We start from the raw sequence: 12,159 nt of genomic DNA, 5'->3' as shown, positions 1-12,159 counted from the left end.
TGTAATCATTGTCTAATCTTTCAAAAATACAGTTGTAAAATTATGATTCAACAAAATTTTAAGGGAAAAAATGAACCCCAGGAGTTAACAAAATGTCCCTCGGGTATTCGAGGTTTGGATGAAATAACCGGCGGTGGATTACCCCAAGGACGACCGACGTTAGTCTGTGGAACAGCCGGTTGTGGGAAAACTTTGATGGCGATGCAGTTTTTAATCAAAGGAGTTGAGGACTATGATGAACCGGGGGTATTTCTGTCTTTTGAAGAAACCGCCGAAGAATTAAGACAAAATGTCATTTCCCTAGGGTGGGATGTTAAAGCCTTACAAGACCAAAAAAAATTAGGGATTGATTATGTGCATATCGATCGCAGCGAGTTTCAAGAAACGGGAGAATATAATTTAGAAGGATTATTTCTGCGATTGGCGATCGCCATTGATCGCGTCCAAGCCAAGCGCGTTGCCTTGGATACCCTAGAAGTGCTCTTTGGCGGATTGGACAATGAGGCGATCGTGCGATCCGAACTGCGGCGGTTGTTTCGGTGGCTGAAAGAGAAAGGGGTTACGGCGATTATTACTGCTGAAAGTGGGGAAAATTCCCTCACCCGCCAAGGATTAGAGGAATATGTTTCCGATTGTGTCATCCGTTTGCAACAGCAAGTTAGCGATCGCATTGCCACTCGGACTTTACACATCGTCAAATATCGGGGGTCCAAACATGGCAGTAATGAGTATCCCTTTTTAATTGAAAAGGACGGAATTTCTGTTGTCCCCATTACCTCGATTGGACTGAATCATAAAGTTTCTACGGAACGAATTTCTACGGGAATTGACCGCCTGGATGCCATGTTGGGAGGTCAGGGATATTATCGCGGCAGTAGCGTTTTAATTAGTGGCACTGCCGGTACAGGAAAAAGCACAGTAGCGGCACATTTTGCTCACGCCACTTGTAGCCGGGGAGAACGATGTTTGTACATTGCATTTGAAGAATCTCCTAACCAAATTATTCGGAATATGCGATCAATTGGGTTAGACTTAGAAAGTTGCGTTCAAGATGGTCTGCTGGTCTTCCAATCGGTCCGCCCGACCCTGTATGGGTTAGAAATGCACCTGGTTAAATTTTATCATGCGATCGAGACCTTAAAACCCCAGGTGGTGATTGTCGATCCGATTTCTAACCTGCATTATGTCGGCAATGATATCGAGGTCAAATCTTTTCTGATGCGCCTCATAGACTTTCTGAAAACCCACATTATCACCAGTTTGATGACGAGTCTCACCATCAGCAGCAGTACCTCCTTAGAACGCACTGATATCGGTGTTTCTTCATTAATGGATACCTGGCTGATGCTGCGAGATATGGAAACCAATGGTGAACGGAATCGATTACTTTACCTGCTCAAATCTCGTGGCATGGAACACTCCAATCAAGTCCGGGAATTTCGGCTCAGTTCATCCGGGGTAGAATTAATCAAAGCGTATCTTGGACCCGGAGGGGTCCTGACGGGTTCAGCGCGCGCCGTCCAGGAATCTCGCGAACAAGCAGATACATTACTGCGGCAAAAAGAAATTGAAACCAAACAACGAAACATCGAACGAAAACGAGCGGTGATTGAAGCCAAAATCCAGGCCCTACAAGCTGATTTTGAATTAGAAAAAGCGGAAATAGAACGGATGATCCATAAAGAAGAGTTGGAGGAAAAAATTCACCGAGAAACAGAAATCAAAATGGGGGAAATGCGACGGGTTGAGGGGAATGCTGGCTTATAGTGGGTTTAAATTATTCCGTGATGGGTGAAAGAGCGAGTCACCCTTCTGTTGTGGGTCAGAAGAGATTATCCCTCGTAAAAACTGGTCTACAGCCTCCAATTTGAATATTCCCCCGCCAAGTCTGGAAGGACTAACGAACCCTCTTCCCCGGACTTACCAAAATTCGTATCAATGTTGAAACTTTTGCTATTTCTCTGTTAGGAGTAGCCCATGCTATCAGTGACTCATTCAAGGAAAAAAACATGGAAAACAATTCAGAAAAAATCTCTAAACCCGAGGTCGATGTATTTGAAGAGTTTTTGTCGCGACCCCCGCAGGAAAAATACTTACTTAGATTATTTATTGCTGGAAATACGCCCAATTCTAATCGGGCTTTCAACAAAATTAAAAATATTTGTGAAGAATATTTACCGGGACGATATGAATTAGAAGTTATTGATATTTATGAACAGCCAGAAATGATGGAGCAAGAACAAATTATTGCCATTCCCACTTTAGTCAAGAAACTGCCGCCCCCGCTACAGAAGTTTATTGGGGATTTGGCGAATACGGAAAAGGTCTTGCTGGGGTTAGATATTAACTATTATCGCTCCAATTAATCGGGGCAAATGATGGAGAGTTCAAGGCGGTTTGAGGCTTCACAGCACTCCTGTGATCCAGCCGATGCAAGAGAAGGAGCGCACGATGGTGTGCGCCCCAATTCTGGGGACTCCTCCCTCATCTGTGCTTAGAGCGGCGGTGCACCATTTCCCCGAGGCAGTCTCATCCCTTCTGTTGCTTGCCGGTATTCTTCCACACTATCGGAGTAGTCAATCGGTAGCACCGATGCCACGTTTTCATGGGGACGCGGAATAATCACCCACGTTTCTAAGGTCGCCCCAAATGTATGCTCTACGGCATCGATTCCAGCCGCCATTGCCGTTTTGACTTCCGAGACATCCCCCCGAATCATCACGGTGAAGCGTGCGCTTCCGGCTCTAATATATCCCACTAAGGTGACGCGACCTGCTTTCACCATCGCGTCTGCTGCTGCTAAAATTCCTGGAAACCCCTTGGTTTCAAGTGCTCCAACTGCTTGCTGTGATGGCATCCTCTATTTCCTCAATCAAAACGGTAAAACTCCCAAACCCAATTTTACGCAGCTTGTTGACACATTTAGTCTTCAGATGCGGATTATTTTAGAATTGCTGGGTTCTGGGTAGGGGCAGGAATCATCGCCACTGTTCCACTGCATCGGTGTAGCCGATCGACATGACATCGACCACATTTTCGGTGGGATTGGCAATAATATAATGGGTCACGACTACACCCCCAGGGGTGTTCTCTCCGGCGGCAATTCCTGCCGCCATCGCTGTTTCCACCTCAGAAACAGGTCCGCGAATCACCACCATAAACTCGGCTCGTTCCGCTAAATCATAATGCACGAGGGTGACTCGGGCGGCTTTAACCATCGCATCAGCAGCGGCAAGCACAGCCGGAAACCCTAATGTTTGAATTACTCCAACAGCAGCAGGCATTCTCGCTCTGTCTCCTCGAACGATAAAAGATATCCCTTAATTGTATGGGGTTTTTCGCCCGTTTTTACCGCTAAGTACCGATCGCCCGATGGGAGAATTAAGCTCAGGGTTGCGGGGACTGCCTCGCCTACTCTCCCTCGGGTTTTAGTTGGCTTTAGGATTTTCAGAAAAAGTCAGCAAAAAGGCTAAATTTTCTTGGGCTTTTAAAGCATGAGGGGCACTACCGGGCATGAATACAAAAACACCGGGTTCTAGGATGATTTCTTTCCCCTCTAAGGTGAGGATGCCTCGCCCTTCAATCACATGGACTGTGGCATTACGAGGGGCAGTATGTTCAGAAATATCCGTATCGGCAGCTAGGCAAAATAAGGTATATTGACAGGCTTTATCTTGCAAGACGACTTTGCTTAAAACCCCAGCGGTGGGATATTCAATCAGGGTTTTTAATTGGGTTGTAAACGATGCGTTATTAGGGGCGATCGCAGTCATGGTTATCTTTACTCCTATTATTCTTGCAGCCCCTTGAATTCAAGGGGTTGTCCCTAAATTTTACCAAGCAATCTATAAACTTGGGGCGGTTTCCTTGAATTGTCCTAGTTTGGCGGGAATATTCCCCCGCCTAGGACTGAAAGAATCAGGGTTTTTAAGTTAAATTAGACCTCAATTTTTATTGAGCGATCGCGCAAAAGGTGACGTAGCCTAATTCTTTTTGATAGTTAAGATAAGTCTGGCGCATTTCTAACACCCGTTCTCGTAAGGGCGGATTGGTTAAGATATTTTTGGCAATGCGGATAGTTCCCCCCAATCCTTCATCGCGAATCAGTTGTTTCAAGCTTAATAATTCCATGCCTCCGCTATCGGTTTGCTGCACTTGTAACCCAGCTTCTGCATAAAGTGCTTGCCAATGGGTGAGGGAAAGGGGAGAGGAATTGACCCGAATCACTTGAGCTAAGACTTTATGAATTTCTGCTTCTTTGTCCCGAATGAGCATTTCTTGGGAGAGAAATTTGCCGCCCGGTTTGAGTTTTTGGCGAATGGATTTGACCAATTTAGTTTTTCCCGGGAGGGATTGCAGGGTTAAAATTGCCTCGGCTAAAACATAATCAAATTCTCCGGGAATCTCCTCTAAATGAAAAATATCTCCTTCGATAATTTCGATTTGAGATTCTAATCCGGCATCGCGAATATTTTGGCGCGATCGCTCAACACTTTGGGGATTTTTTTCTACTCCCACTACTCGCACTCCAAACCGTTTGGCAATGGCGATCGCACTCTCACCAAAACTGGAGGCTAACTCCAATACCGTTTCTCCCCCTTGAAAATTAGCCCATTCCAATAACTGCTCAGTTGCCGCCCGTCCTCCGGGTCTGAGAACGGTTTTCCCCGCAGCGGCTAAAATTTGATGTCCTGGGGCTGTTTTAAAATTTAAAGGGACAGTTGTCATGATATTAACTTCCTGATTTTTGATGCCAACAAGGGGTTAAAATCCCTTAACTTTTTGTTAAAAATTCTACCCGGGGTAGCAGGGGGTCTTGAACGAGACCCACTCCTATAAACCCCCACCGATTTAGTATAGCACCGAGCTGAGAACCTGGTAGGGATTCGATCGCCACTCGATCTTTCAAGTCCGGGGCATATTTATTCATATAGGTTAAGGCATCAAAATGTTCGCGAAAGAGCAGCAAATAGCCGGAGTCTGTGGGTTTGTCTGGGTTATTTCTGCGATCGGGATGGGCTACAATATAGCTGCCATCAATGTTGGACCGAATTAAATAATGAATTTGGGAGTACATAATTATCTAAAAGGTTTCGATTAAGGGTGATAAAACAGCCCGAAATATTGTTGAGAACAATTGAAAATCAGGGGAAGTTCGGATAAAATTTTATCGGAATTTCCCCTGATTTTCGACTATTTGAGATTCGCTAACTTAATGCGCGGGTCAATGGATTTGAGGAGTAAGTCAGCTAATAAGTTGCCGACAATTAACATGACTGCTCCCATCATCAAACTGACCATGACTAGATAAATATCTTGACTTCGGACTGCATCTAAAATCAACCGTCCCAAACCGGGCCAATTAAAGAAAAATTCGGCAATAAATGCCCCACTTAGTAAACTAGCAAATTCAAAGCCTAAAATGGTAATTAAGGGATTGATAGCATTTCTGAGGGCATGAACGTAAACGACGCGATTTTCCGGCAATCCTTTAGCACGGGCAGTTTGAATGTAGTCTTGACGAAGAACATCTAATAATTCCCCCCGAGTAATCCGTTGCAACCCAGCAAAACTGGTAATCGAGAGAGCGAGGGTGGGTAAAATCATGTGCCATGCAATATCCACAACTTTGCCGAAGGGAGTCAGTTCATTGTAGTAAATACTGGTCATGCCGCCAACGGGAAAGAGGGGAGAGAGTCTTTGGGCTAAAAACAGGAATAACAAGGCAGTAATAAAGCTGGGAAATCCTTGTCCCATGTAACTGAGGGTGCGTAAGAATTTGTCAAGGGTGGTATTTTGTTGAACGGCACTGATAATCCCCAAAGGAATGGCGATCGCCCAAGTTAGGATTAAAGAAGAAAAAGACAAGAGCAGGGTATTGGGAATCCGTTCCCATAGTAATTCAGTCACGGGGCGAAGATATTTGAAACTATACCCAAAATCCCCACGAGTGATAATTTGAATTAGCCAGCGGAAATACTGTTCAATGGGAGGGAGATCCAGACCAAATCTTTTGGTCAAAGCATCTAAGGTTTCTGGGGCAATTTGGGGATTTTGCCGCCAGGTATCTAAGTAATCTCCCGGGGCAAGTTGAATAATGGCAAAACTCAAAGCAGAGGCTAGTAATAGGGTTAATAAGGCTTGTAATAAGCGCTTAACCACATATAAAAAGGTTTCGCTACGGAAGGCGTTAGTTAAGCGGTCTTTTGCCGGATCTAGGGGTTGGGGACCCGAGGGGTCTTTAGTAATAGCCATAGGTTTTATTTGTATTGGGTAACAACCTCTATGATTGTTGGGTGAATTAGGTGGTAAAGGTTGGCGCTTTTAGGCAGTCACAAAGCCGGGGAGAGAGGGTGGGAGAATCCAGCCCCGTTAGTTCTAATACTCTATCAAAGTTAGAATGGGGACATTGGGGAGTCTTTGTCGTCCCTTCAAATTCTGCAATTCAATTAAAAAGCAAAAGCCAACCAATTCAGCTTGGGCGAGTTCTAAAAGTTGGACGGTGGCAACGGCAGTTCCTCCAGTGGCAATCAAGTCATCTACAATTAAGACCCGAGTCCCCGGTTGGATGGCGTCCTGGTGCATGGAAAGGCGATCGCTACCATATTCCAACTCGTACTCAATTTCGTGACAAGGGGCGGGTAATTTACCGGGTTTGCGGACGGGGATAAACCCGATGCCGAGTTGATACGCGAGGGGGACCCCAAACAGGAACCCCCGAGACTCCATGCCGACGATACAATCGGGTTGGAGAGGGGCACATTTTTCTGTCATGGTATCCACCGCATACCGTAAACCCTGGGGGTCTCGCAGGAGGGTGGTAATATCCCGAAACAGAATGCCCGGTTTGGGAAAGTCGGAAATGTCACGAACTAGAGATTTTATATCCATAGAAGTAAAGTTTAGAAGATGAAAGAGTGCCTAGGAGGTGGGTTCAGTCTTCAATCAGGGGTAAATCACGGGCCCAGACTTGGGTTTTTGGGACCGGATTGATGACGAATGGGGACAGAATTTGCACCGCAATCCAAGGGTCTGCCCTCTACTGTACCGATCGCCGACCGAGGCGGTCGCTAGAATAAAACCGGCAAGGGTGCGATCGCGCTTTAAATCCTACCATTACCCAGGAGGACTCAGCCCGGAGGTTCCTCATCCCCGTCGCCCTCTTCAAGCGACATCCCTCCCCAAATCCGGTAAAACCTGGGATCTTTTTTGGGGTAAGGCGCTGGATTGGTAGAATAAAACATTTGGGCGTTCCCTGGTGGCAGTTGCTCTGACCAGAAAGGTGAGGCAACAGGATCGTTTGGATCGCTAGATCAAAGATCAACGCTTTAGGTCAATACTAAAATCAAAGTTAGAGAAGGAAACCTTGCGGTCAATTGCACTCAAGTCAGTCATCCATCAAGGCTAATTACTACAATGAATGCTCCGGTAAGCGTAATGCAAACAACCCATCCACCCGAAACAACCACTCCCATCATTTTAGGGCATCTGCCGGAACCCCCAGGGTTTTCCGGGCGGGGATGCCCCAGACGCGCCCGGTTGCAAATTGACTTGCTGCTGTTGGCGATCGAAGCCTTGGATCTGAATGCAGCTCAATCGATCTTAGCCGTCGCCAAAGAAGAACAACTGCAAGATATCATTAAAAATCGGGTCTTCCTCTGGATGCTGCGAAGCACTAATCCCCTGCGGCGCTATAGTCAACGTCGCCCCCTGAGTTTAGAGGAAGCCAAGGCGTTGGTCGCGATCGCTTGTAAATTAGCTCGAAGGATGACCGTCACAATTCGGCAGTTACTCACGGACTATCAGCAATTGCAACACAAACAAATTCCCCTGGAGCATCATTTGCGATTATCTCATTACCTAGAGCGTTTCCGGGCGCATTTCCGGAGTCGGATGAATCCGCGCCGTGCGGGGGTGGCGATTTATAATACCAATGAAAAGTTAAATGACCTGGCAATGGAACTGCTCGGGGAATTGCTGTTTTGTACCGGGACAGCAGGGATGCAACGGTTGTGGTTCAGTTTGTTTGATGGAGAGGTTGAATGAGCATTCAACGTCAATATAGTTTACCGACTTGCAAGCTGGTGTTAGAGGGATTAACCGACGAGAATCCCTCGGGCGATCGCCAGGATGGTGCCCGACCTCTGATGTCGATTTTGGTCAGTGCTGAGTGCTATTTACCCCCCCGTAAAGAACCCATTGCTGGGGGACAGGAGTTCTTTCAAAGTTTAGTGACCGTAGTCAGCCACTATGCCCAAGAATTTTTGAGTGGGGTCAAGCGCTTCTCGTTCTATACGATTCCGGTGGAACGCCCAGATGGGGCCCCCACGCCGGTACAGTTGCACAAAATTAATCCCAATTTGCACCGCTTGATTGTCCAACCCCAGGAGTCTTATAACAGTGCGCCGATTGAGATTGATTTGAGCGCAGTGCAATTGTTTGACTTGGTGGAGGCAGTGGATCAATTTTGTGCGGATACCCAGACATTACCCCAGATCCACGGTAATTTAAGACCCCTGAGCCGACAAGAAGCGAAGGTTCATGAACCCGTCGCCAAACGCGCATTACCGGCAACGGTGGGCCTATCGAGTTTAGCGATCGCGGCCCTGGCCTTTTTCTTTATGCCCATTCCGGAATATCAACGTCCCCTCGAACCCGTCCCAGAAGAGAGTTCCGAGGAGTCGAGCCAGGGAACAGCGGCGATCGCCAGTGGCAATGGTCCCGGCAGCAGTCCAGCAGGTTCCCCCCCTGGTGCTGCCGGGTTCGGCATCACCCCGATGAGCAATCAACAGATTACTGATGTCGCGGAATTGCAGCGTCTGAAACAGGAGGTTTATAACCAAATTGAGGGGGCCTGGAGAACCACTCCAACTTTTAGCGAGGCGTTAATCTATCAAGTCACCGCTGGGAGTGATGGGGCGATTCTGGGCTATAAACCGGAAAACCAAGCGGCACAAGATTATCAAGATGAAACCCCCCTCTTGGATTTGGTCTATATTCCTGTGGATGGGGGGACGGCAACAGCGGAAGAAGTAGCTGTATTTAAAGTAGTGTTTGAACCCCCAAACACGCTTCAGGTAAGCCCTTGGGAAAGCGATCGCTCTGAGGAAGAAGAGGAAAGCGATCGCTCTGAAGAAGAGGAAAGCGATCGCTCTGAGGTCCCGGAAGTCACTCCCGTGGCAGATATTCAAGATCCCGTCGTTCTGGAATCGTTACAACAGCAGGTTTACGAGACGATTGACCGAGCCTGGACCCAAAATCCCGACTTTGAGCGGGACCTGATCTATCGGATTTGGGTGAATGCAGAAGGGGCGATCGTGGACTACGAAGCAACAGATGCACTCGCCACGACGAGCCTAGATCAAACTCCCCTAACGGAGTTGCATCAACCCTCCGCCGATTATGTCCGCAACACCACCGGCAGTAATTCCTCTTTGGCTGAATTCCGAGTGGTTTTTACCTCCGGGGGCATTTTGCAGGTTAGCCCTTGGAAAGGTTTTCGGTAGGCGGAATCTGGGGCAAGCGCCCCGCCCTTCCTTGATACTCCCTCACGGATAGGGTGCTTCAGTCCAGTCCTCACACCGTTCCCTAACCCGGTTCGCTCCTTCCATACAATCGGGAATTTTGCCCCGGGGTCCCCTGAGTGATCCCGCCTTGGAGTTAGTCCGAATCGCCAACAAAAACAGACTGGGATAGGACTTGGGCTGCTTGCTGATGATCAAAGCGAACGTGAGCTTTTGATTTCGACCCAGACTGAGGGGAAACAACCCAGGGGTTTAGGTGGGTGGGGTCAGACTGACTCCAGCAAGGGGAAACTCCCAATTGCCAAGGGAGGGCGATCGCTGCTAAATGTAATCTGTTGATTGGCAATAGTCCATTCTTATCCACTCCGGAGCCTTCCATTCTGATCAGTCCCCCCTTAACCACCTACCACTGAGCGCTGACGCACCATGAAAGTTGTCTTCTTCGGTACTCCCCATTTTGCTGTTCCCACCTTGCAAATTCTGTTAGCCACTCCCGAGGTTGACGTATTAGCAGTGGTCACTCAGCCCGATAAACGTCGCAGTCGCGGCAGTCAATTGGACCCGTCCCCGGTCAAAAGTTTAGCTTTAGCTCATAATCTGCCCATCTGGCAGCCCGAACGAGTCAAAAAAGATGCTGATACCCTGGCGTTTTTGAGACAAGCTCAGGCAGATTTATTCGTGGTGGTGGCTTATGGACAGATTTTATCTCAGGAAATTTTGGATATGCCTGCCCTCGGCTGTGTGAATGTCCATGCCTCTCTCTTACCTCAATATCGGGGGGCTGCTCCGATTCAATGGTCTCTGTACAATGGGGACGCGGTTACCGGCGTCACGACGATGCAAATGGAGGCCGGATTAGATACCGGACCGATGTTGCTCAAGGCGGAAGTGCCCATCGAACTGTTAGACAATGCCGATCGCTTGGCGCGTACGCTCTCGACAGTAGGGGCGGAGTTGTTGCTGAAAACCGTGGTGAAGTTAGGGCGTCAGCAAATTCAAGCGGTCCCCCAAAATGATGCGGAATCGACTTATGCGCCGTTAATTCAGAAGGAGGATTATGTGCTGGACTGGTCCCGCAGTGCGATCGCCCTCCATAACCAAATTCGCGGCTTTTTTCCCAACTGCATGGCGCAATTTCGCGGCCAAGACCTCAAAATTATCGCGACTGCGCCGGTGGGCGATCGCTACTGGGACCAGCTTCCCCCGTCTTTTACCGTTCTTGAACATAATTGGCCTGCCCTCTATCCGGGAGAGGGCAAACCTGGTGAAATTGTCAGTATTGCCAAACATATCGGGCCTATTATTCAAACCGGCGACGGTTTTTTACTCTTACAACAAGTCCAGCTTTCGGGTAAACGCGCTCAATCAGGTTGGGATTTTGCCAATGGGATGCATCTACTCGCGGGGGAAATGTTGGGTAACGGGAATGCCTAAGTGCCAATAGAAACGCGATCGATGCCTAAGTCGGAAGCGATCGCGTCTCTGGAGATTCGGATTCGGTTAAGGGTTCAAAAAAACGACATCCTGCACAGGGTCCCTCGGGATTCACGGCACAGCGAATCAGTTCAGATTTAGCATTGAAGCGGCAGTTGGCCTCTCCAATCACCCAGCGCCCCTCTACAAGGCTTTTTTCAATCGGTCGCTGCGCTGACTGAACGTACAGAGCAATATTTTGCAACCGATAACGACCCGATTTCAGTTGATATCGATGACGGCGTTCTAAAACGGCATAAGTTTTTCCTTCAAGATCCAGATAGTGCCCCGGTTGCGGATTCCAATCTAAATGCACTTTCCCCAAGGATTGCGAGGGTTTGGTCAATATCACCTCTGTCGGTAAAGAATCTGGTTCCATGATTCCTCTGTAATGTTCTTTACCTTTTTACGTTACCTTACACCACCCCTGGATGCAGAGACTTCTCCAGATCCCTTTATCTTTGACTCTTCTGTGAGTCCCGTGAGCGATCGCCTGTTATCCCCCCGTTTCCCAACGCCCTCTTTTCAGGTTAACCCTTCTCCCCTGGGCTTGCTCTGGAGCACTTCCACCCCGAACCGGCTAAGGGTTTTTCTAAATTACCCCTTTTTCAGAATGATCACGAACCTGTCTAACCCCCCTAAAATTCGGTATAATTTAAACTAGAAAAGCTGTCCAAAATTTTTATTTCTCAATCTATAACATCAAGTCGGCAGCTAAAACCAAAGCAGCGTAATCCAAGCGCCTTGCACAAGCACTCACAATCAAAGCATAAAAAATCACAATTCCCTAGATCTAAACCGGAGAAATTGATATGTTTTTAGAACAAAAATCCACGGGCAATTTGATTGAAATTGTCAAAACAGAGGATTTGTCTGACCCCAGTTGCGGTGAAGTTGAGGGCCGCTCTCATGCAGGAGAAGAAATGCAAGAGGTGGAGGCTTTTGCGAAAGAAGATTTGAAATTCCCCTCGGGGGAAACCCTACCCATCTGCTGGCTCGATCCGAACTATCGGGCTTCTGCACCAACCGTGTCATCGTCAGCAGGATAACGCAGAAATGACCCTATAGGCGCTAGGGACGAGAGTCCTCAGATGAACGGCTGCGAGGGGGTACTTGCGTATTCCCTCGCGGTAATGGCGCTGCTTATTAGATCTCTTACAAA

At 47.9% G+C, this 12,159-nt stretch carries 15 protein-coding genes; 6 read left to right on the top strand and 9 right to left on the bottom strand.

The genetic code is table 11. The annotated features are described in order from the left end of the window. The first annotated feature begins 42 nt into the window (after positions 1-42). Positions 43-1,767, top strand: a complete 1,725-nt coding sequence (gene kaiC, locus NG796_RS05460; RefSeq protein ID WP_261204898.1) for a circadian clock protein KaiC — start codon at positions 43-45, stop codon at positions 1,765-1,767. Positions 1,768-2,009: 242 nt separating this feature from the next. Then, a complete protein-coding gene (locus NG796_RS05455) occupies positions 2,010-2,366 on the top strand; it encodes a circadian clock KaiB family protein (protein WP_261204897.1) in 357 nt (118 codons plus the stop codon). A 128-nt stretch (positions 2,367-2,494) separates the two neighbouring features. Here NG796_RS05455 and NG796_RS05450 read toward each other — a convergent pair whose 3' ends face one another. The 7 genes from NG796_RS05450 to NG796_RS05420 all read right to left on the bottom strand — a co-directional run bounded on the left by NG796_RS05450 (position 2,495) and on the right by NG796_RS05420 (position 6,891). Beyond that, positions 2,495-2,857 (bottom strand): carbon dioxide-concentrating mechanism protein CcmK, encoded by a 363-nt coding sequence (locus tag NG796_RS05450; RefSeq protein WP_261201092.1) that lies wholly within the window; start codon positions 2,855-2,857, stop codon positions 2,495-2,497. A gap of 121 nt (positions 2,858-2,978) precedes the next feature. Continuing rightward, positions 2,979-3,284: a BMC domain-containing protein gene (locus tag NG796_RS05445; RefSeq protein WP_261204896.1), complete on the bottom strand. Its 306-nt coding sequence runs from the start codon at positions 3,282-3,284 to the stop codon at positions 2,979-2,981. A 144-nt stretch (positions 3,285-3,428) separates the two neighbouring features. After that, complete coding sequence (locus NG796_RS05440) at positions 3,429-3,773, bottom strand: cupin domain-containing protein (RefSeq protein WP_261204895.1); 345 nt, start codon at positions 3,771-3,773, stop codon at positions 3,429-3,431. Positions 3,774-3,951: 178 nt separating this feature from the next. Continuing rightward, positions 3,952-4,728 (bottom strand): SAM-dependent methyltransferase, encoded by a 777-nt coding sequence (locus NG796_RS05435; RefSeq protein WP_261204894.1) that lies wholly within the window; start codon positions 4,726-4,728, stop codon positions 3,952-3,954. 46 nt (positions 4,729-4,774) lie between these two features. Next, a complete protein-coding gene (locus tag NG796_RS05430) occupies positions 4,775-5,077 on the bottom strand; it encodes a hypothetical protein (protein ID WP_261204893.1) in 303 nt (100 codons plus the stop codon). 116 nt (positions 5,078-5,193) lie between these two features. Then, a complete protein-coding gene (locus tag NG796_RS05425; RefSeq protein ID WP_261204892.1) occupies positions 5,194-6,255 on the bottom strand; it encodes an ABC transporter permease in 1,062 nt (353 codons plus the stop codon). Between the two features lie 123 nt (positions 6,256-6,378). Continuing rightward, complete coding sequence (locus tag NG796_RS05420) at positions 6,379-6,891, bottom strand: adenine phosphoribosyltransferase (RefSeq protein WP_261204891.1); 513 nt, start codon at positions 6,889-6,891, stop codon at positions 6,379-6,381. A 546-nt stretch (positions 6,892-7,437) separates the two neighbouring features. Here NG796_RS05420 and NG796_RS05415 point away from each other — a divergent pair. Together NG796_RS05415 and NG796_RS05410 are read left to right on the top strand one after the other, a co-directional pair. Continuing rightward, the gene (locus NG796_RS05415; protein ID WP_317619273.1) at positions 7,438-8,046 is read left to right on the top strand and encodes a DUF3038 domain-containing protein; all 609 of its coding nucleotides are present in this window, start codon (positions 7,438-7,440) and stop codon (positions 8,044-8,046) included. Next, a complete protein-coding gene (locus tag NG796_RS05410) occupies positions 8,043-9,506 on the top strand; it encodes a DUF4335 domain-containing protein (RefSeq protein ID WP_261204889.1) in 1,464 nt (487 codons plus the stop codon). Before NG796_RS05415 ends, NG796_RS05410 begins: the two co-directional genes overlap by 4 nt. 154 nt (positions 9,507-9,660) lie before the next feature. On the opposite strand, the gene NG796_RS05405 is transcribed toward NG796_RS05410, so the two are convergent. After that, positions 9,661-9,870, bottom strand: a complete 210-nt coding sequence (locus NG796_RS05405; protein WP_261204888.1) for a hypothetical protein — start codon at positions 9,868-9,870, stop codon at positions 9,661-9,663. Positions 9,871-9,950: 80 nt separating this feature from the next. Here NG796_RS05405 and fmt point away from each other — a divergent pair, with 80 nt between their 5' ends. Beyond that, entirely contained in the window at positions 9,951-10,958 is a 1,008-nt protein-coding gene (gene fmt / locus NG796_RS05400; RefSeq protein ID WP_261204887.1) for a methionyl-tRNA formyltransferase, read from the top strand. 25 nt (positions 10,959-10,983) lie between these two features. On the opposite strand, the gene NG796_RS05395 is transcribed toward fmt, so the two are convergent. Then, positions 10,984-11,376, bottom strand: a complete 393-nt coding sequence (locus tag NG796_RS05395; protein ID WP_261204886.1) for a DUF6464 family protein — start codon at positions 11,374-11,376, stop codon at positions 10,984-10,986. 433 nt (positions 11,377-11,809) lie between these two features. On the opposite strand from NG796_RS05395, the gene NG796_RS05390 reads away from it, so the two are divergent. After that, complete coding sequence (locus NG796_RS05390; protein WP_261204885.1) at positions 11,810-12,046, top strand: acetyltransferase; 237 nt, start codon at positions 11,810-11,812, stop codon at positions 12,044-12,046. Positions 12,047-12,159: the final 113 nt, after the last annotated feature.

The sequence above is a fragment of the Laspinema sp. D2d genome, assembly GCF_025370755.1.
Taxonomy (GTDB): domain Bacteria; phylum Cyanobacteriota; class Cyanobacteriia; order Cyanobacteriales; family Laspinemataceae; genus Laspinema.
The sequence above is the reverse complement of the archived record's forward strand: the minus strand, read 5'-3'. Positions and strand labels throughout refer to the sequence as shown.

Coding starts and splice junctions, on each gene's coding strand:
- NG796_RS05450 (WP_261201092.1), bottom strand. CDS start 2,857: ATGCCATCACAGCAAGCAGTTGGAGCACTTGAAACCAAGGGGTTTCCA.
- NG796_RS05445 (WP_261204896.1), bottom strand. CDS start 3,284: ATGCCTGCTGCTGTTGGAGTAATTCAAACATTAGGGTTTCCGGCTGTG.
- NG796_RS05435 (WP_261204894.1), bottom strand. CDS start 4,728: ATGACAACTGTCCCTTTAAATTTTAAAACAGCCCCAGGACATCAAATT.
- NG796_RS05440 (WP_261204895.1), bottom strand. CDS start 3,773: ATGACTGCGATCGCCCCTAATAACGCATCGTTTACAACCCAATTAAAA.
- NG796_RS05455 (WP_261204897.1), top strand. CDS start 2,010: ATGGAAAACAATTCAGAAAAAATCTCTAAACCCGAGGTCGATGTATTT.
- NG796_RS05430 (WP_261204893.1), bottom strand. CDS start 5,077: ATGTACTCCCAAATTCATTATTTAATTCGGTCCAACATTGATGGCAGC.
- NG796_RS05425 (WP_261204892.1), bottom strand. CDS start 6,255: ATGGCTATTACTAAAGACCCCTCGGGTCCCCAACCCCTAGATCCGGCA.
- NG796_RS05395 (WP_261204886.1), bottom strand. CDS start 11,376: ATGGAACCAGATTCTTTACCGACAGAGGTGATATTGACCAAACCCTCG.
- NG796_RS05415 (WP_317619273.1), top strand. CDS start 7,438: ATGCAAACAACCCATCCACCCGAAACAACCACTCCCATCATTTTAGGG.
- fmt (WP_261204887.1), top strand. CDS start 9,951: ATGAAAGTTGTCTTCTTCGGTACTCCCCATTTTGCTGTTCCCACCTTG.
- NG796_RS05390 (WP_261204885.1), top strand. CDS start 11,810: ATGTTTTTAGAACAAAAATCCACGGGCAATTTGATTGAAATTGTCAAA.
- kaiC (WP_261204898.1), top strand. CDS start 43: ATGATTCAACAAAATTTTAAGGGAAAAAATGAACCCCAGGAGTTAACA.
- NG796_RS05410 (WP_261204889.1), top strand. CDS start 8,043: ATGAGCATTCAACGTCAATATAGTTTACCGACTTGCAAGCTGGTGTTA.
- NG796_RS05420 (WP_261204891.1), bottom strand. CDS start 6,891: ATGGATATAAAATCTCTAGTTCGTGACATTTCCGACTTTCCCAAACCG.